The sequence below is a fragment of the Flavobacterium branchiophilum FL-15 genome (assembly GCF_000253275.1).
In the GTDB taxonomy this organism is placed as follows: domain Bacteria; phylum Bacteroidota; class Bacteroidia; order Flavobacteriales; family Flavobacteriaceae; genus Flavobacterium; species Flavobacterium branchiophilum.
In genome coordinates this window covers 2,302,294-2,322,457 of record NC_016001.1, presented here as the reverse complement: position 1 = coordinate 2,322,457, position 20,164 = coordinate 2,302,294, and the positions used below count along the sequence as shown (strand labels likewise).

Below are 20,164 nucleotides of genomic sequence, written 5' to 3'. Positions count from 1 at the left end.
CAAATTAATTTTTTAGGTTAGTTCCTTTAATAATTTTGACAGTGTCGTGTTGTTTGTCGGTATCTATATTGATGATGTAGATTCCGTTTGGATACTGTGCCAAGTTGAGCGGTATGGTGTTGCTGGTAATGGCAAAGCTTTGAAGTTGTTTGCCCGAAAGGTCGTATAGGCTTGCAGTGCCTGCTTGGTAAGGGTAGCCCACAATAATGTTTGTAAAAGCCGTAGTGGGGTTTGGGTAGGCCTCTAGGCTGTTACGTTGGGTTTGTGTTTTGTTGTTGTCTTTGAGTTTGACTACCCAAAAATCGTTGCTTCCCATAGTTTGCGATTTGTCTCCCGAGGGTTTTGCGTTGGAGGTGCCAGCCATCAAATAGCCGCCATCTCTGGTTTCGATGGCTTTTTTTAGCAAGTCGTCGCCTTTGCTGCCCACGGTTCGTTGCCACAGCGGTTCGCCCATGGCGTTGGTTTTTATCATGATGTAGTCGCCACCATCGGTTTTTTGATTGTTTACTGGGGTTGTGGGGCTATAGCCACCAAGCAATAGGCTTTGGTCTTTGTTTTCTACCATCGAGGTCAGTATGTCGGTAGTGTCGGTGTTATATGTTTGTTGCCATATCATTTGTCCGCTGGTATCGAGTTTGATAACCCAAAAGTCAGCCCCATTTTCGGCAAGGGTTGTGCTGCCCCCCGCCAAAAAGTTGCCGTCTTGGCATTGGTGCACTACATAAAGCTGGTCGTCGCCTTTGTTGCCCAAGGTTTTTTGCCAAATCATGTTGCCGTTAGCGTCTGTTTTGATGATCCAAAAATCGCCAATGCCGTTGTTGTCCTCTAGCTTGTTGCCGCTTGTGGGCGAGTTAGAGTAGCCGCCCAAAAGGAAGCCTCCGTCTGCAGTAACAACAAGGCTTCTGAGTTCGTCAAAAAACTGTCCGCCAAAGGTTTTTTGCCACATCAATTGTCCATTTCGGTCTATTTTTACTAGCCAATAATCCATGTTGCCAAAAGCTTCGCTGGTTTTGTCGTTGAGGGTGTTGGTATCGTCTTTGGGTTCAGATGCCGAGGAGCCGCCAATGATGTAGCCGCCGTCTGGAGTTGGCTTGATGCTCAACAATTTTTCTTGTCCGGTGCCGCCAATCGTTTTTTGCCATTCTTCCTGCCCAGCAGCATTGAGTTTGATGATCCAAAAATCGTCGTTGCCACGAGCAGGTTCTTTCTTGTCAAAATCGGCACTGGGCAAAGGTTTTTTGTTTAGATTAACAATAAATGAGGCACTAGTTCCTGCAAGTACAAAGCCGCCATCTTTAGTAAGGGCCACGCTTTGTAAAAAATCTTGCGCCGATCCGCCAAAGTTTTTTTGCCAATCTAAATCGCCATTTTCTTTCATTTTCCAGACCCAAAAGTCTAAATCGCCATTGTTTTTTTCGGATTTGTTTCCCGATTTTTCGGACAAAGAACTCCCCGCCAAAATAAAGCCATAATCAGGCGTAGGCAGTGCATCCATCAAATAATCGGCATGCACCCCACCATAAGACCGTTCCCACTGAATGTCTTGAGCATTCAGGCTACCAAAAGACCATCCAAGTCCCAGCAGCCACAACCATTTTTGTGTCATGTTGTTTAAAATTTAGTATTAATTGATAATTGTTGATTGTTGATTGTTGTTTGTTGTTTGTTGTTTGTTGTTTGACAATGGTTAATTGATAATTCAAACCTCAAATTTCCACTTTCTTACTTAAAATTCCTTTCAAATATAATATAAAAAAGTATTCGAGCCAAAATAAATGTAAAAAATACCATAAATCAGGGATGTAAAATAAAGCCAAATAGACGAAATGTATTTTTTTAAGGTTGAAAATCTTTGTCTTAGCATGTTTTTTTGTGGTTATACGGGTAGTTTTTTTTTTGATTGGCTTCTTTTATGTTTACAGTTTTTGGGATACGGGTTTCAAGAAACAAGAAACAAGAAACAAGAAACAAGAAACAAGAAACAAGAAACGAGTTTCAGATATATTTACCAACTTCAAACTTCATACTTCAAACTTCATACTTCAAACTTCATACTTCATACTTCTAACTTCTAACCTCTAACTTCTAACCTCTAACTTCAAACTTCCAAAAAAACTTCTTGTTTATTATATTTTTTTTTCTAACTTTGCAGAGTGAATATTCACTAACTATAATTGAAAGGTTATGAACCTAACGGCTCGACAAATTGAAATTATTGAAGCTTCGGGGAAAATTTTGATGCAAAAAGGAGTTAAAGGGCTTACAACCAAAAGTTTAGCTCTTGAAATGAATTTTTCTGAAAGTGCTTTGTACCGACATTTTAAAGACAAAGAAGCTATTATTTCGTTGCTGATTCGGTATTTGTCGCACAACATCAAGGAAAGATTTTCCAACATTGTACAACAACATTTGGATCCTGAGCAAAAGTTATTGGCCCTTTTTGCAAGCCAATTTACTTTTTTTAAGGACAATCCCCATTTTATTGTCATTGTTTTGTCTGATGGTATTTTGGACAATTCCGAAAGTATTAAGCAAGAAATCATGAGTTTGATGCAAACGAATGCAAGTATTTTTAAACAAATAATTGCTGCAGGGCAGCAAGACCACATTTTTAGATCCGATTTAGATTTGCCTTTTTTTGTGCATGTTACAATGGGAACTTTTCGATTGCAAATGTTGCAATGGAAATTGTCTAATTTTAGTTTTGATATAGAACAAAAAGGTATGGAAACGATGCAAAACTTGCTGGTTTTGTATAAAAAATAACATTTAAAAATAATAAATTTATGACAAAAAAAACAATTTTTCATTCAACATGGGTTTCTTGTTTTTGGCTGTTATCCATTGCAAAGTCAATAGGGCAAGAGGTGAAAACATTTGCCAATTTGGATGCCGTTTTGAGTTTTGCAAAAACCCAAAACAGTAGTTTTGAACAAGCGGCTTTGCAAAGCCAATTGGCCAAACTTACCAAGCAAACGGCCATTGGCAATGTGTTGAATCCGAGGGTCCCTGCCTCGGTTCAAGTTTTGGATCACATCAAGCAGCAGGTGAGTTTTTTGCCAGGACAAGCCTTTGGGATGCCAGAAGGTACTTTTAAGGCCATTACGATGGGGCAACAGTATGCAAGTACGTTGAGTGTGCAGCCTCAATTTGATATTTTGAATTTGTCGAGTTGGGCACAGATAAAAAGTGCTTCTATCAATCAAGATTTGGTTGACAATCAAAACCAAATGAACGAGCAAAAGCTGTATGATCAAATCAATATGACTTATTTTAACCTGATTTCGATGCAAGGGCAACAGCAAATTTTGAAAGAAAATATACAATTGGCTCAAAATGTAGCCTTGATTATGCAAAACAAATTTAAGGAAGGACTGGCCCGCAAACAAGATTTAAACGAAGCTTTGTCAAACTTATTGGGGCTGCAAGACAAGATGCAACAACTGGAGTGGAATATGAAAATACAACATCAAATATTGGATTTGTATTTTGAAAATCGGGTGCAGTCGGAGGTGATAGAAACGGTGTGGGAGTTTGAAAAAACAGCTCCATTGCAAGTGGCAAACAACCCCTTGTGGATAGACAATGCCGAGTTACAAAAACAAATGGCCCAGCAGGACAAGAGGGTTTTGATGTTGCAAAACGTGCCTGTATTGTCGTTTGTATCGTCGTTCAATTGGCAAAATTTGAGTAATGATGGTTTTTTTGCTGCCTCGTCCAATGGGGTAAGTTATCATTATGTGGGGCTCAAGTTGAGTTATGATTTTCCGACTACCGTACAAAAAATAGCAAACCTAAAAAGCAAAAGTGTACAGCTGGAACAGCTTGAAAATCAGGCACAACATGTACAAAAAGAGCAAGACCATAAAAACAAACAAATGCAATTGGAATTTGAAAAAGCCAAAGGGCAAGTGGTTTTTTTGAAGCAAATATTTGAATTGAAAAAAGATAGTTATGAGAAAAATTTCAATCAATTTAAGGAAAATATTTTGCCGTTGGACAAGTTGTTGCTTTCGCAAACCGATATGTTGAACAGTCAGTTGCAGTGGGTTGCGGGTTTGTCCAACGTTGGGTATTGCTGGTGGCGGATTAGGATAAACAACCAATTTTTGGCCAAAGAAACCAAATGATGTAGTACAAAGAAGCGGCTTGAGGGCAAGTTGATACCCAATATACATATAAAATAACCCAATCTATTGGTTCTTTTTTGCTAAAATGAGTCAAAGAAAATAGTTCCGTAGCCCAGCTATGCAACGATTTTTTTAATTTTTTTCTAAAAAATAACTACGCATCTTTGGACAATTTTATAACTATATTTGGTATGATATGATGCTTGCTGGCACAAAATATACATTGAAAACGGGATTGCATGAGGGATGGAAGCGGCATCCTTTTGCTTTTTTTCTTTAAAAAAGCAAAAGATATAGCGAACAGCCCGGCCCTTGTGGCATGCCCAAAAATAGAATAAGATAATTTTTAAAATGATAGTAAGATGTTTAGAACAATAAATGGGATTTTGCTGGTATTTTTGTTGGTTTCGTGTGGCAAATCGACTGATGTAAAACCAGTGGTACAGGATATAAAAGAGTTGGTATTTGCCTCTGGGGAGTTGGAGTGGGACGATGCTTATAATTTGACGGCTCAAACAGATGGTGTTTTGAGAGCGGCAAGTTTTGATGTGGGTACAGTGGTTGCCAAAGGCACCCTATTGGGGAGTATAGACAATGAGAACAACAAAATTAACTCGCAAGTAGCTGCGGGACAATTGGTTATAGCAAATGAAAATACAACTGCACAAGCGCCCCAACTGCAACAATTGGAGCAGCAAATAGGCTATGCGGCACAAAAGTACAAGCAAGACCAACAGCAAGCCGAACGGTATGAGCGGTTGTATGGGAGCCAAAGTGTGGCCAAAGTGGAGTATGAAAATGCCCAATTGATGGCTCAAAATGCGTTGTCGAACTGGAATGCGTTGCGGGAACAAAAAAAACAACTGTTGCAGCAAGCCAAACAGCAGCAGCTTTCGGCTCGTGGACAGTTTGACAACAACAAAGTTTATGAACAGTACAATCAATTGGTGGTAAGCGAGTCGGGTAGGGTAGTGAAGAAACTGAAAACAACGGGCGATTTTGTACGAAAAGGCGATGTGGTAGCGGTGATTGCTAATGATAAAAAAATAGAAGGTGTGCTGCATGTGGACGAAAACAACATTGGCAAAATGCAGCTTGGTCAACTTGTTTTTGTGCAATTGAATACAAACAAATCAAAGGTTTATAAAGGTAAAATAGCCGAAATATTGGCGGCTTACGACGAAAAAAGCCAGTCGTTTATATGCAAAGTTTTGTTTGATGAGGTGCTGCCTTCCACCTTGTTTGGTACTCAATTGGAGGCCAATGTGCTGGTAGGCGAAAAAAAGAGAGCCTTGCTAATACCTCGCGAATATGTAGGATTTGGCAACAAAGTGTCTGTAAAAGGTCGAGACCAAAATGTTATTATCAAAACAGGCATCGTGTCATCTGATTATGTGGAAGTTTTGGAGGGCATAGGCCCAGATGATGTATTGATCCCCTTAAAACCATAAACATGACAATCAATAATACTATAGCCAAAACATACATTTTTTCTAATAAAAAACTAACTGCCGTAGCGGTTTTAGGGGTTTTGTTGGGTATGAGTGTATATATTTTTATGAATTGTTTGTTGGTGGGGTTTGATACAAGTAGTAATACCTCTATTTTTAGAAACAATGCCCATATTAGACTTTATAAAGACGACGAAATTTGTAAGGTTTTGAGTCCAGACACTAGCCAACATTATGTGATAATTAACCCAAAAATTGTGCCCAACAACAATATTATAATCAACCCCAAGTGGGTGTTGGCTACTATTTTACGACAAAAAGAAGTGTTGATTGCCACTCCACAAGTGGGGAGCAGTGTGTTTTATAACAACGGCAAAAGTCAAATTTCGGGTCAGGCTGTTGGGGTCATTCCAGAGGAGGCCAATGCGATGTTCAACATCAACACGTTTATGGTAGAAGGACAGTTTGACATGCTAAAAACCCATTCGAATGGCATTGTTATTGGGAGTGGCATATCGCAAAAGATGAATTTGCGGATAGGCGATAACTTGAATTTGACTTCGTCTAAAAACATAAACAGAACATTTAAAATTGTAGGTATTTTTAAAACAAATAATGCAGGCTTGGACAAAACAAAATCCTATATCAACCTGGCCGCTGCCCAACAATTGCTCAAAGCAAGCAGTTCTTATATTACCGAAATCAATGTCAATACTACCAATGCCGAACAAGCCGAACAAACGGCCCAAAAATTGACCCAAATTACGGGCTACAAAGCCGAAGGCTGGAAACAAGCCAACGAAACCTTAATGGCAGCCAACAAAATGCGAAAAATCATCATTACGTTTGTGTCGCTCACTATTTTATTGGTGGCAGGATTTGGCATTTATAACATTTTGAACATGACGGTGTCGCAAAAAATAAACGATATAGCCATCCTCAAAGCCATGGGTTTTACGGGCAAAGATGTGATTCAAATATTTGTAACACAAGCCGTTTCCATTGGAATTATGGGGGTTATTGGCGGTATTATAGCTGCAATAATACTGATAACTTTTTTGAAAAAAGTGTACGTAGGTGGCGATATAGGGTATTTCCCTATAGACTATGAAGCCCTCAAGTTTGTACAAGGCATTGTTATTGGCCTAGTTATCACTTTTTTTGCGGGATATATTCCAGCCAAAAAAGCGGCCAACGTGGATCCTGTTTCAATTTTAAGAAAGTAATAAAATGATAAAAACGATATTAAAAACAGAAAATATTGATAAATATTTTTATGAGCCAGCCGAATTTCAAGTGCTAAAAAACATTCATTTTGAGGTAAAACAAGGCGAATTTTTGTCGATGATAGGCAAATCGGGGAGTGGCAAATCAACCTTGTTGTATATTTTATCTACCATGGACACCGACTACAAAGGCCATTTGTATATAGATAACCAGCTCACTACAGGCATGACAAAAGACAGCTTGGCCGCCTTGCGAAATGAAAAAATAGGCTTTGTTTTTCAATTTCATTATTTGTTGCCCGAATTTTCGTGTTTAAAAAATGTAATGATTCCTGCCTTAAAACTAGGAAAATTGTCCGAACAAGAAATAGAAGCCAGGGCTTATGACAAACTCAAAATACTGGGCTTACAAGATCAAGCCCTAAAACCTGCAAGCAAACTTTCGGGCGGCCAACAACAGCGGGTTGCCATTGCCAGAGCCCTGATAAACGACCCGTTAATTATCATGGGCGACGAGCCAACAGGCAATTTAGATAGTAAAAACACCGATATTGTGTTTGATATTTTCCAAGAACTCACACAAAATTATGGACAAACAATAATTGCGGTAACCCATGACGACGATTTTGCACAAAAAAGCGATAGAATTATCGAAATGAAAGACGGCAGTATCTTATAATGGGCCAATAATATACAACAAAACATGCTATTTTTGGGCGTTCCCACAAAGGCCGGGTTTTTCGTTACAAAAAACGTTCATTGAACTCCAAAAGAAATATCATATTGTGAAATAATCTTTTTTGCCTCAAATAGTGGGGCAAAAAAGGATTTCCACTGCTATCCCTAACGCAAATACTGCAACAAATAATACCAAATATATTTATATGTATATTTTGGTATAACCTGTCGAATACATGAACACACTATTTTGCCCTACAAAGTATTGCTTGTTTCAAAATAAAAAAAAATATTGCCATTTAATCGGGCTAACAAACAAATTAGTATTCAAAAATACAAGTTTTTTCTTAAAAAATAATTTAAATTGAATCAATAATACAAGATGCTGAACGAACTAATGGTCTATTAATAAGCATTATATCGAATAATAATACCAATAAACGTAAAAAAAAGTTAAAATAACAGAATGTTAGCTATCTAACATGTTGCAATTATTTTTAATTGTATATTTGTAGAAAATAAAATGACTAATAATATGGCATGTAAAAAATCATTGTTTATTTTTGTTGTTTTAATTTCAATAAATGTTTTTTCTCAAACCAAAAACATTTTTGATATTGCAAGAAAAGGCACCGTTTTAGAAATGTCCGATTGTTATCGGCAAAATCCAAGTTGCGTAGATGCCCTCAATGAACAACAAATGAGTGTTCTGATATTGGCTTGTTATAAAGGCAATACCGCTGTGGCTCAATTTTTGATAGCACATAAGGCCAATGTCAATTATGTTTCAGAATATGGTACTGCCTTAACGGCAGCTGTATTTAGAAATGATGTACACTTGGTTGAGGTTTTATTAAAGAATAAAGCCAACCCAAATTTGACAGATACCAAAGGGATGACGCCCTTGATGTATGCCGTACAAAATAATAATAGTCAAATGGTTTCAATTTTATTAGATTATAAAGCAGACAAGTCGCTAGTAAATTCTGAAAATAAAACCGCATTTGAATATGCCACAACGTTAGGAAATGAACAAATATTAAAACTTTTAAAACTATAGATTATGAAAAAAACTTTACTTGCTTTAACATTATTATTGGGTATGGGGAGCACAATGGCTCAAAGCTATTCCTCTAGCGCCACCTCTTTAGGGAGTACCGGGATGACTGCCAAAATTGATACCAATGCTACCACTGTTACCCTAACCCTAACGGGACCAAGCACCTCTTATTTGGCCATAGGATTTGGCGGAACAAGTATGTCTTCAGTGTCAGATTTATTTATTTGGAATGCCTCTTCGAGTAGAGATTACAGCCTTAGTGGTTATAGCGCACCAACAGCCGATGCCACACAAAACTGGACTGTAACTTCAGATACTGTTTCAGGTTCTACAAGAACGGTAGTAGCCACAAGAGCTTTGTCTGCATCAGGAAATTACACGTTTACAAATGCAGCAGCAAACATTTCTGTAATATATGCAAAAGGCAGCAGTACTTCTATTGCTCAACACGCTAGTTCAAACAAAGGATCTGCAACCATAACTACAACATTGGGCAACGACGATTTTTCAAAATTAACTGCCGCTGCTATTTTTCCAAATCCTTCAACGGGTATTTTCAATATCGAAACACCAATAAGTTTATCAAAAATTAATGTGTATTCACAAATTGGAACTTTTATCAAAACCATTTCAATTGAAGATCAAAATGCTCAAAAAGCCATTAATTTATCTGATTTAAGTTCAGGTATATACATGTTAGAATTGGAAAGCAAAGAAAGCAAAGTTTGGAAAAAAATCATTAAAGAATAATTCCAAACCCTTATAAAGCTCCAATTCAAATTGGAGTTTTTTTTTTAACTTTAAAGTTTATTGTTTTATGAAAAAATTTATTTTTGCATTAGTAGCATTAGTTATTTTGGCTGCATTGGGCTATTATTATATGATGTTTGGCGGGGCTAGAAACGTAGCGTCTGAAAAAGCCCTTTATGAGGTAAGTGCTGCAACATTGAAAGAAGAATTTTCAAAAAATACAACACAAGCCAATACAAAATATTTAGAAAAACCGGTTGCTGTTACAGGAATGGTAGTGGCTTTTACAAACCAAACTATTCAATTAGAGCAAGGTGTAAATGCTACTTTTAACAGTGAAATTTTGGGCATCAGTACAAACCAAAAAGTAACTATAAAAGGCAGAATAGTAGGCTATGACGAATTGTTAGAAGAAGTCCATTTGGACCAGTGTGAGCTTGTCCATCAATAACAGTTTTTATTTATAAATAATACTTAAAATAGATATGTTTGGAAATAGTAATATCCTTTTTATTTTTGCCTTTACGTATGAAAAAATAATAAATTAAAAGAATGTAATATGATTAATTTGAAGAAAATAGTTTTAAGTGTCTTAATTTTGAGTTCGTGGGGAGCCATGGCTCAAGACGATTTGTTGAATGAATTGGATACTAAAAAGACCGAAAAAAACACTACCACATCGGCTTTTAAAGCCCTGCAAATTGTAAACATGCAATCTACCAAATTGCCAGCCAAAGGCGAAATTTATATTTTAATATCGCATCGATTTGGGGATTTGTCAAACGGAATCAATAATTTTTTTGGATTGGATAACGCTTTTACCAAAATAGGAGGCATATATGGTGTTACAGATGGTTTTTCTGTTGGACTTTCCAGACACACCCTCAACAAAACGTATGAAATAGCAGCCAAATATAAGTTAGCAAACCAACAAGATAATGGCTTTCCTGTTTCAATAGTTGCATATCATACTTTAGACATCAACTCGGCACTCAACACCGATTTGTATCCAGGTCTAAAAGCTACCAACCGATTGGCCTATACCACACAATTATTGGTTTCTAAAAAATTCACCAATGAATTTTCCTTACAATTGGCTCCAATTTTTATTCATAAAAACCTGTATGACGGCATAACCGACCAAAAAAATCAATTCCTTTTGGCCACAGGTGCCCGATACAAACTCACCAAAAGATTGAGCCTGAATGCCGAGTATGCCGCAAGACTCAATTTGCCCGAAGGTTATACTTCCATCTACCACAATCCACTTTCAATTGGTTTAGATATTGAAACTGGAGGACATGTATTTCAAATGGTTTTGTCCAACAGCCAAGCCATGAACGATGTTTCATTTTTAACCAATGCCACAGGAATTACAGCTGGCAAAGGCATCTTTTTTGGTTTCAATATGTACAGGGTTTTTTAATTGCAATTGTATATTTGACTTTGCTAAATAAATGGTTTTGCTTAGTTGCAATGTAATACCATCTTTTTTTTTGATAAAAAATGAAAAATTTTATAACTATGAAATCGTCATCCACAATGGGATTGTTTAAACAAACACCAAAAATAAAAGGCGATGACATGTATAATTAATAACCAATAAATTTTACCTATATGAAAATAATAAAAAAGCTTGTATTTTGCTTCTTTTTAGCTTTGCTAACCTCTTGTGAATCTAATACTTATCAAGACATTTCGGTTGCAGTGGCTACACCAACTTATACAACAAACGTAGCGTCAATTATCAATGCAAAATGTGTAGGATGCCATGCCACAGGAGCACAATTGCCAGCCTTAGACAGTTATAGTGCCGTGAAAACAGCTACCAATTCGGGCAATTTGATATGTAGAATTGAGGCATCATGTGGCAGTGTGATGCCTCCAGGCGATCCTTTGCCTCAAGCCAGTATTGATATGATAAAATTATGGAAAACACAAGGTTTTGCCAACTAATACCAAATATATTTATAAAATATTCCAAAGATGCGTAGTTATTTTTTAGAAAAAATTTTCAAAAAAAATCGTTGCATAGCTGGGCTACGGAACTATTTTTTTTGACTCATTTTAGCAAAAAAGAACAAGTTGATTGGGCTATTTTATATGTATATTTGATATAATATCTAATAATTATACCAAATGAGCTAAAGCTTAATGGACCAAACGGTTTGAAAATTATTTAAACAAAAATGCCTTGATTAACAAAATAAAAACCAAATTTATGAAAACTATAGTACAAATTATTTGTTGTCTTTGTATCGGTCATTCGGTATTGGCACAAAAAATGATGACCCGAAATGGCGAAATCAAGTTTGAAGCATCGATGCCCGCTTTTGAAGAGATTGCCGCAAAAAACAACAGTGCCTCTTGCATTTTGGACGAGTCCAATGGTGAAATTGCCGTGTTGGTTTTGATAAAATCATTCAAATTTAAAGTTCCATTGATGGAAGAGCATTTTAATGAAAATTATATGGAGTCTTCTCAATTTCCAAAAGCTACTTTCAAAGGAAAAATCAACAACTATGCTGGCGCTAAATCAACTTCCAATAAACTGTATGAAGTAGAAGGTGATTTGACCATTCATGGTGTTACCAAGCATGTTAAAACCAAATTAACAGTAACCAATTCAGGTGATAGAACCCAATTAATGGGTAATTTGACGGTAAAACCACAAGATTATAAAATAGAAATTCCTAGTATAGTAAGAGGCAAAATAGCTGAAAATGTTAAGATTAGCTTGAATTTTAATTTAGAACAAAAAAAATAAGTATTAAATACTTTTTTTATAAGTTAATTATTTATAACTTTGTCGCTCATAATAAGGTTCCGGCGAAAAAAGAAAACTCGCAAAAAAAGCAATAAGTGTTTGACCCTTTGAAGAGACTCTTTTTTCGTCGGAACCGTAATTTTAAGATTAATAAAAAGAAAAATCCTGAATGTACATTCGGGATTTTTTGATTTTAAAACGATTTTAAAGTGAGAAAAAAAAATAGATTAAACCATTGTAATAGGTTTAATCTATTTTTTTTAGAAAATCATTTGATTATTTGAAACCAAATGATAAGGTTTTATTTTCGTTAAGACAAAGCTTTTTGAACTTGGTCTGCCGCTTCTTGAAATTGAACAGCCGATAATATAGGCATACCAGAATTGTCAATTAATTCTTTAGCAATTTCAGCATTGGTACCTTGCAAACGAACAATAATAGGCACTTTAATAGCATCTCCCATGTTTTTGTAAGCATCAACTACCCCTTGAGCTACACGGTCGCAACGTACAATTCCACCAAAAATATTGATTAAAATAGCTTTTACGTTTGGATCTTTTAGGATAATTCTAAAGGCTAGTTCTACACGTTTGGCATCTGCAGTTCCTCCAACGTCCAAAAAGTTAGCAGGCTCAAAACCAGCATATTTTATCAAATCCATGGTAGCCATTGCCAATCCAGCACCGTTTACCATACAACCTACAGTTCCGTCAAGATCTACATAGTTCAATCCAGCGGCTTTAGCTTCAACTTCGATAGGGTTTTCTTCACGAACGTCTCTCATTTCGGCAAGAGCAGGGTGTCTGTAAAGGGCATTGTCGTCCAAATTCACTTTAGCATCAACAGCAATAATCTTGTTGTCAGATGTTTTCAAAACAGGATTAATTTCAAACATCGAAGCATCAGAACCTATATAAGCATTGTATAAAGCACCTACAAATTGCACCATTTCTTTAAATGCAGTTCCAGATAAACCTAAATTAAATGCAATTCTTCTGGCTTGAAAAGCTTGTAAACCAACAGTTGGGTCGATTTCTTCAGTAAATATTAAATGAGGAGTATGTTCTGCCACTTCTTCTATATCCATTCCACCTTCGGTAGAGTACATAATCATGTTGCGGCCTTTACCTCTATTTAATAAAACTGACATATAAAATTCAGAAGTTTCGCTTTCGCCTGGATAATAAACATCTTCAGCCACAAGTACTTTGTGTACTTTTTTACCCTCGGCAGAGGTTTGAGGTGTAATCAATTGCATTCCAATAATTTGTTCTGCTAATTGCTCCACTTGTTCTAAATTTTTTGCAAGTTTAACACCGCCACCTTTTCCACGACCACCTGCGTGTACTTGAGCTTTGATAACATGCCAGCCTGTTCCTGTTTCGGCTGTTAATTGTTTTGCAGCGGCTACGGCTTCTTGTGGGTTGTTTGCCACATAACCTCGCTGAACTTTTACGCCATAGCTGGCCAAAATTTCTTTACCTTGATATTCGTGTATGTCCATATTTTTTTTTATGACTTGTTTTAAAGCAACAAAATTAACTATTTTATGTTAAAAAAGAAATGTTTTTGCGAATAAAAATTATAAAATTTACAAAAACTTTGAATTTAATTCAAAATCTCGATTTTCTTTAACTAAAATTATGTTTTTTGATGTAAAAAATCATTTTTTGGCACTATATCGTTTGAAATTTTTATTTTATTTGAGAATAATTTATCGTTTTGAGCCTTTTTCAGAGAATTTTTTAGAATTAAAATTATCAATTTGTTAATTGAATTCCATCTATTTTATGTTTTTAATATTTTCTCGAAATTAAATTGATATATAAACAAAAATGAATGGAATTTCAATTTTTTTTTTTAACATAATGTTAAAATAGCTACTTTAGTAAAAATTTATTATCGAAAATAGAGCTGTGATTTGTATCATATAAATCTTATTTGATTATTAAAAATTAAAATAAAAATTTAAAAAAATGAGAGTTAAGGAACAAGGGTTATACTTACCAGAATTTGAACACGACAACTGTGGAGCAGGGTTTATTTGCAATTTGAATGGCATAAAATCAAATGATATTATTCATAAAGCATTAGATATTCTTATAAAATTAGAACATCGTGGTGCTGTAAGTTCGGACGGAAGGACGGGCGATGGTGCTGGTATTTTGTTTGATATTCCTCACGCTTTTTTCAGAAAAGTATGTACTTTTGACCTTCCTGAACCTAAAGAATACGGTGTAGGTATGGTTTTTATGCCAAAAAGCAAAAATCAAATGACTTTTTGTATGGATACTTTTGAAACAGAAATCAAAAATCAAAACCTTCAAATTTTAGGTTGGAGAACGGTTCCTGTTGATGCTTCAAACCTTGGGGCTATTGCTGCCGAAAAAGAACCCACGGTAAAACAAGTATTTATTGGTAAAAATAACCAAGAATTAACCGAACAACAATTTAATGCCAAATTATTTGCTGCCCGAAAAATTGCCGAGCATCAAATTATTAAATCTAAAATTTCAGAAAGCCACCGTTTTTATTTTTCGAGCCTTTCTACCACTACCATTATATATAAAGGTTTGCTCATGCCAGAAGACATCAGCAGGTATTATGTAGATTTGGCCGATTCGGATTTGGTAACCCGACTGGCATTGGTACACCAACGTTTTTCTACCAATACCTTCCCTTCTTGGGACTTGGCTCAACCCTTTAGATACATGTGTCATAATGGCGAAATCAATACGTTGAGAGGCAATATTAGCCGCATGAGATCGAGAGAAGAATTGATGAAGAGTGCCGTTTTTGGTGATGATATTAAAAAATTATTCCCCATAATTCTTGAAGGTAAATCCGATTCTGCTTCGATGGATATGGTGGTTGAATTGTTATTGATGACAGGCAGAACGCTGCCAGAAGCCATGATGATGGTTGTTCCAGAAGCTTGGGAAAAACACCAAACCATGTCTGAAGAGAAAAAAGCATTTTATGAATACAATTCTTGTATAATGGAACCTTGGGATGGGCCCGCTTCTATACCATTTACAGATGGAAATGTTATTGGTGCTTTGTTGGATAGAAATGGATTGCGTCCTTCTCGATATACACTTACCAAAGATGGATTTGTAGTCATGTCATCAGAAATTGGTGTTTTAGATATTAAGCCAGAAGATGTGGTGTTGCACGGTCGTTTGGAACCTGGAAAAATGTTTTTGGTGGATATGAACAAAGGCAGAATTGTAGAAGACGACGAAGTAAAACACGATATTGTTACAAAAAGACCTTACAAACAATGGGTTAGCGATAATTTGTTGCAATTATCAAACATACCTTATAAAGAATACCAGTTACCAACCGAAAATTTAGACTTTGAAACCAGACAACGTTTGTTTGGCTACACCAACGAGGATTTGAAAACCATTATCAATCCAATGGGAGAAACGGGTCAAGAAGCCATCAGTTCTATGGGTAACGACACTCCACTTGCAGTGTTGTCGGACAAACCTCAATTGTTGTATAATTATTTCAAACAATTATTTGCACAAGTTACCAATCCGCCATTGGATGGTATTCGTGAGGAAATCATTACAGACATTAGCCTTGCTATTGGAGGCGATTTTAATATTTTTGACATTGAAGCCAAACAATGTAAAAAACTAAAAATTCAAAATCCTGTTATTTCAAATGAAGATTTGGATAAAATACGCACCATTGAACATGCCGATTTTAAATCGGAAACCATTACTACATTATATAAAATAGAAAAAGGAGTCAATGGACTTGAAAGAGCCTTAGAAAAATGTGTTCAAGCTACTTTCAAAGCGGTTGAAAATGGGGCTAATATTATTATTCTATCAGACAGAGGTGCAACAGATGCCTTAGCCCCAATTCCAATGTTATTGGCCTGTTCTTATATCCATCATTCCTTAAACAAGTTACGGGTACGATCTAAATTTGGAATCATCATCGAGTCTGCAGAACCTCGTGAACCCCACCATTTTGCTTTATTATTCGGTTATGGAGCTTCTGCAATCAATCCATATATGGTTAATGAAATCATACACGATCAAGTACAAAAAGGATTGATAACAGGCGTAAAAGCAGATTATGCAGTTAAGAATTTTAATAAAGCCATAGCAAAAGGAATTCTGAAAATTATGAACAAAATAGGTATTTCTACCTTACATTCTTATAGAGCTGCTCAAATTTTTGAAATTTTAGGATTAAATAAAACATTTACTTCAAAATATTTTCCATATACACCATCTCGTATTGAAGGAATTGGATTGATAGAACTTGAAAAAGAAGTTAAAAAAAGGTATCAAAAAGCTTTTCCGAATTCAAAAATTGCTAACTTATTACCCCTTGAAATAGGAGGAATATACCGCTGGAGAAGAAATGGCGAAAGACACATGTTTAACCCTACGACTATTGCAAAATTGCAACAAGCCGTAAGATTGAATAGTCCAGAAGCCTACAAAGAATATGCTAAAACAGTCAATGAACAATCTGAAAATTTAATGACCATTAGAGGATTGTTTGAATTTAATAATTTAGATCCTATTGACATTGACCAAGTAGAACCTTGGACAGAAATTGTAAAACGTTTCAAAACTGGAGCCATGTCTTATGGTTCTATTAGCCAAGAGGCACACGAAAATTTAGCCATTGCCATGAACAGAATTGGTGGAAAATCCAATTCGGGAGAAGGTGGAGAAGACCCAAAACGTTTTCAAAAAGAATTGAATGGCGATTCTAAAAACAGTGCCATCAAACAAGTAGCTTCAGGACGATTTGGAGTTTCTATCAATTATTTGTCCAATGCAAGAGAAATTCAAATCAAAATGGCACAAGGAGCCAAGCCAGGAGAAGGCGGGCAGTTGCCAGGCGATAAAGTTGTACCTTGGATTGCACAAACCAGAAATTCTACACCTTATGTAGGATTGATTTCGCCACCGCCACACCACGATATTTATTCGATTGAAGATTTATCGCAATTGATTTATGATTTAAAAAATGCCAATAGAGAAGCCAGAATCAATGTAAAATTGGTTTCGGAAGTGGGTGTAGGAACGATAGCTGCTGGAGTTGCCAAAGCCAAAGCAGATGTGATTTTAATTTCTGGATACGATGGCGGTACGGGTGCTGCTCCTTTGACTTCCTTGCAACATACCGGTATTCCGTGGGAACTAGGATTGGCCGAGGCACAACAAACGTTGATTTTGAACGATTTAAGAAGTCGGGTTGTTTTAGAGTGCGACGGACAATTAAAAACGGGTCGTGACGTTGCCATTGCAGCTTTATTAGGAGCAGAAGAATTTGGGTTTGCCACTGCACCGCTTGTTGCATCAGGTTGTATCATGATGAGAGCTTGCCACCTGAACACTTGCCCTGTGGGTATTGCTACACAAGATCCTGAATTGAGAAAAAACTTCAAAGGAACTCCAGAACATGTCATCAATTTTATGTATTTCATTGCAGAAGAGTTAAGACAAATTATGGCCCAGTTGGGTTTCAGAACATTGAAAGAAATGGTAGGGCAGTCCCAAAAATTAAATGTTAATAAAGCCATTGATCATTATAAAGCCAATGGTTTGGATTTGTCCACTATTTTATACAAACCAGAAAAAGCCAAAGAAGTTCCAAATTGCAATACCACAACCCAAGACCATGCCCTAGAAAATGTATTGGATTTTGATATCATCAGAGCGGCTATTCCATCTATTTATAGAAAAGAAAAAACAAGAGTTACTTTTAATATCAAAAATACAGACCGATCTGTTGGGGCCATTTTGAGTAACGAAATCTCAAAAATATATGGGGCTCAAGGATTGCCAGACGATACCATATTGGTAGATTTTACAGGTTCGGCAGGACAAAGTTTTGGAGCATTTGCAACAAAAGGATTGTCGTTTAAAATTCATGGTAATTGTAATGATTATTTAGGAAAAGGATTGTCTGGAGGTAAATTAATTATCAAAGTACCACCAACAGCTACTTTTAAACCAGAGGAAAACATCATCATCGGAAACGTGGCTCTATATGGTGCTATTACGGGCGAAGCTTACATCAATGGTATGGCAGGAGAGCGTTTTGCCGTTAGAAATTCGGGGGCAACTGCGGTTGTCGAAGGTATTGGCGACCACGGTTGCGAGTACATGACAGGCGGAGTTGTAGTTGTTTTAGGAAAAACAGGTCGCAATTTTGCAGCTGGAATGAGCGGTGGCGTAGCTTATGTTTTTGACGACAAAAAACAATTTGAAAACGGTTTGTGCAACAAAGAAATGGTGGCACTAGAACCATTAGAAGCATCTGATGTAACTTTAATAAGAAAATTAATAAAAAATCATTCGTTATATACCAACAGTCCTTTGGCAAAAAAACTTTTGGAAGATTGGGACAACCAACAAAAGCATTTTATCAAAGTAATGCCCGTAGATTACAAAAAGGCATTAGAGCGATTAGCTAAAGAAAAAGAATTAGTGGGATAATCATTTTTGACTTTTAAATTAAAAATACAATAACGAATAGTAAAGCATAAAATATCATGGGAAAGATAGGCGGATTTAAAGAATTTGACAGAATAGACGAAAGCAATTTGGCAGTTGCTGAGCGTGTAAACAATTATAATGAATTTACAATACCATTAGCACCAAACCATATCAAACAACAAGGTTCGAGATGTATGGATTGTGGCATACCTTTTTGCCACAGTTCTTGCCCATTGGGAAATTTAATTCCCGATTTTAACGATATGGTGCATGAAGAAGAATGGCAAGGGGCATTAAACATTTTGCAATCTACCAATAATTTTCCAGAATTTACAGGAAGATTATGCCCAGCTCCTTGCGAAAAATCATGTGTATTAGGCATCATAAAAGACCCAATTTCGATTGAAAACATAGAAAAAAACATCGTAGAAAGAGGATTTGCCGAAGGTTGGATAAAACCTCAAATTCCAGCTATAAGAACAGGAAAAACAGTGGCCATTGTAGGTTCTGGACCAGCAGGATTAGCAGCCGCACAACAACTCAACAGAGCCGGACACACCGTTACAGTTTTTGAAAGAGACAATGCTATTGGTGGCTTGTTACGATATGGTATTCCAAACTTTAAACTTGAAAAAGGGATTATAGACAGACGAGTGGCCATATTAGAAGCAGAAGGCATTGTTTTTAAAACCAATGTCCATGTAGGAGTCAATTATAGTACAGAAGAACTAAAAGCTTTTGATGCCGTTGTACTATGTGGAGGTGCCACAGACAGACGTGGATTGCCAACCAAAGGAGCAGACAGCAAAGGCGTGGTACAAGCCATGACTTTTTTAACACAACAAACAAAAGCCCTTTATGGCGAAGTAATTCCCGATCAAATTGTTGCCACAGGCAAAGATGTTATCGTGATTGGCGGCGGCGACACAGGCTCTGATTGTGTAGGAACATCAAACAGACAAGGAGCCAAATCGGTTACAAATTTTGAAATCATGCCAAAACCACCCGTTGGCAGAAGCGCCTCTACCCCTTGGCCTTATTGGCCATTGCAACTCAAAACGTCGTCATCCCATGACGAAGGTTGCAACCGAAATTGGTTGATCAACACCAAAGAATTTTTAACAAACGACAAAGGAGAATTAGTTGGACTAAAAACCGTTGAGGTTTCTTGGAAAATCCTACCAGGACAACGCCCAGAATTGATAGAAAAAGAAGGTTCCGAAAAAATTTGGCCATGCGATTTAGCCCTTTTAGCCCTTGGTTTTACCGGACCAGAAAAAACTTTGAGCAGCCAATTGGGAATCGAAATCGATGCTCGAAATAATTATCAAGCAAACAATTACAAAACCAACATACCCAATATTTTTACCGCAGGCGACATGCGTCGTGGGCAATCACTCATCGTATGGGCTATTTCCGAAGGAAGAGAAGCCGCTCGTGAAGTAGATTTATATTTGATGGGCTCTACCAATTTGCCAACAAAAGGCAAAGGCGATTTGCCAACATTATAATACAAAATAATGACTAATATAAAAAAAACCCGTTGTAAACAAACGGGTTTTTTAGTTCAAATAAGGAACTTCAAAAAAACATGGAGTATCAATAGCACAGCACAAATTT

At 36.5% G+C, this 20,164-nt stretch carries 15 protein-coding genes; 13 read left to right on the top strand and 2 right to left on the bottom strand.

Annotated features, from left to right (window positions below):
• Positions 1-4: 4 nt before the first annotated feature.
• The gene (locus tag FBFL15_RS10040; protein WP_014084491.1) at positions 5-1,606 is read right to left on the bottom strand and encodes a T9SS type A sorting domain-containing protein; all 1,602 of its coding nucleotides are present in this window, start codon (positions 1,604-1,606) and stop codon (positions 5-7) included.
• 578 nt (positions 1,607-2,184) lie between these two features.
• On the opposite strand from FBFL15_RS10040, the gene FBFL15_RS10035 reads away from it, so the two are divergent.
• The 11 genes from FBFL15_RS10035 (at position 2,185) to FBFL15_RS09980 (ending at position 12,062) form a co-directional block, all read left to right on the top strand.
• Complete coding sequence (locus FBFL15_RS10035; RefSeq protein ID WP_014084490.1) at positions 2,185-2,766, top strand: TetR/AcrR family transcriptional regulator; 582 nt, start codon at positions 2,185-2,187, stop codon at positions 2,764-2,766.
• A gap of 20 nt (positions 2,767-2,786) precedes the next feature.
• Positions 2,787-4,130, top strand: a complete 1,344-nt coding sequence (locus tag FBFL15_RS10030; protein ID WP_014084489.1) for a TolC family protein — start codon at positions 2,787-2,789, stop codon at positions 4,128-4,130.
• Between the two features lie 362 nt (positions 4,131-4,492).
• Positions 4,493-5,581, top strand: coding sequence for an efflux RND transporter periplasmic adaptor subunit (locus FBFL15_RS10025; RefSeq protein ID WP_014084488.1), 1,089 nt, complete (start codon positions 4,493-4,495; stop codon positions 5,579-5,581).
• Between the two features lie 2 nt (positions 5,582-5,583).
• Positions 5,584-6,807, top strand: a complete 1,224-nt coding sequence (locus FBFL15_RS10020) for an ABC transporter permease (RefSeq protein ID WP_014084487.1) — start codon at positions 5,584-5,586, stop codon at positions 6,805-6,807.
• A gap of 4 nt (positions 6,808-6,811) precedes the next feature.
• Positions 6,812-7,486: an ABC transporter ATP-binding protein gene (locus tag FBFL15_RS10015; RefSeq protein WP_014084486.1), complete on the top strand. Its 675-nt coding sequence runs from the start codon at positions 6,812-6,814 to the stop codon at positions 7,484-7,486.
• 522 nt (positions 7,487-8,008) lie between these two features.
• Positions 8,009-8,545: an ankyrin repeat domain-containing protein gene (locus FBFL15_RS10010; RefSeq protein WP_014084485.1), complete on the top strand. Its 537-nt coding sequence runs from the start codon at positions 8,009-8,011 to the stop codon at positions 8,543-8,545.
• 3 nt (positions 8,546-8,548) lie between these two features.
• Positions 8,549-9,295, top strand: a complete 747-nt coding sequence (locus FBFL15_RS10005; RefSeq protein WP_014084484.1) for a T9SS type A sorting domain-containing protein — start codon at positions 8,549-8,551, stop codon at positions 9,293-9,295.
• A gap of 67 nt (positions 9,296-9,362) precedes the next feature.
• Positions 9,363-9,746 carry an OB-fold protein gene (locus FBFL15_RS10000; RefSeq protein ID WP_014084483.1) on the top strand — a complete coding sequence of 128 codons (384 nt, stop codon included), beginning with the start codon at positions 9,363-9,365 and terminating at the stop codon, positions 9,744-9,746.
• Positions 9,747-9,854: 108 nt separating this feature from the next.
• Entirely contained in the window at positions 9,855-10,721 is an 867-nt protein-coding gene (locus tag FBFL15_RS09995) for a DUF5777 family beta-barrel protein (RefSeq protein WP_014084482.1), read from the top strand.
• A 191-nt stretch (positions 10,722-10,912) separates the two neighbouring features.
• On the top strand, positions 10,913-11,251 hold the full coding sequence (locus tag FBFL15_RS09985) for a hypothetical protein (RefSeq protein WP_014084481.1): 339 nt from the start codon (positions 10,913-10,915) through the stop codon (positions 11,249-11,251).
• A 265-nt stretch (positions 11,252-11,516) separates the two neighbouring features.
• Positions 11,517-12,062 (top strand): YceI family protein, encoded by a 546-nt coding sequence (locus FBFL15_RS09980; RefSeq protein WP_014084480.1) that lies wholly within the window; start codon positions 11,517-11,519, stop codon positions 12,060-12,062.
• A 310-nt stretch (positions 12,063-12,372) separates the two neighbouring features.
• Here the strand turns inward: FBFL15_RS09980 and sucC are convergent, their stop codons facing one another.
• Positions 12,373-13,566 (bottom strand): ADP-forming succinate--CoA ligase subunit beta, encoded by a 1,194-nt coding sequence (gene sucC, locus FBFL15_RS09975; protein ID WP_014084479.1) that lies wholly within the window; start codon positions 13,564-13,566, stop codon positions 12,373-12,375.
• 472 nt (positions 13,567-14,038) lie between these two features.
• On the opposite strand from sucC, the gene gltB reads away from it, so the two are divergent.
• A complete protein-coding gene (gene gltB, locus FBFL15_RS09970) occupies positions 14,039-18,544 on the top strand; it encodes a glutamate synthase large subunit (protein ID WP_014084478.1) in 4,506 nt (1,501 codons plus the stop codon).
• A gap of 56 nt (positions 18,545-18,600) precedes the next feature.
• Positions 18,601-20,055 (top strand): glutamate synthase subunit beta, encoded by a 1,455-nt coding sequence (locus FBFL15_RS09965; RefSeq protein WP_014084477.1) that lies wholly within the window; start codon positions 18,601-18,603, stop codon positions 20,053-20,055.
• Positions 20,056-20,164 lie beyond the last annotated feature (109 nt).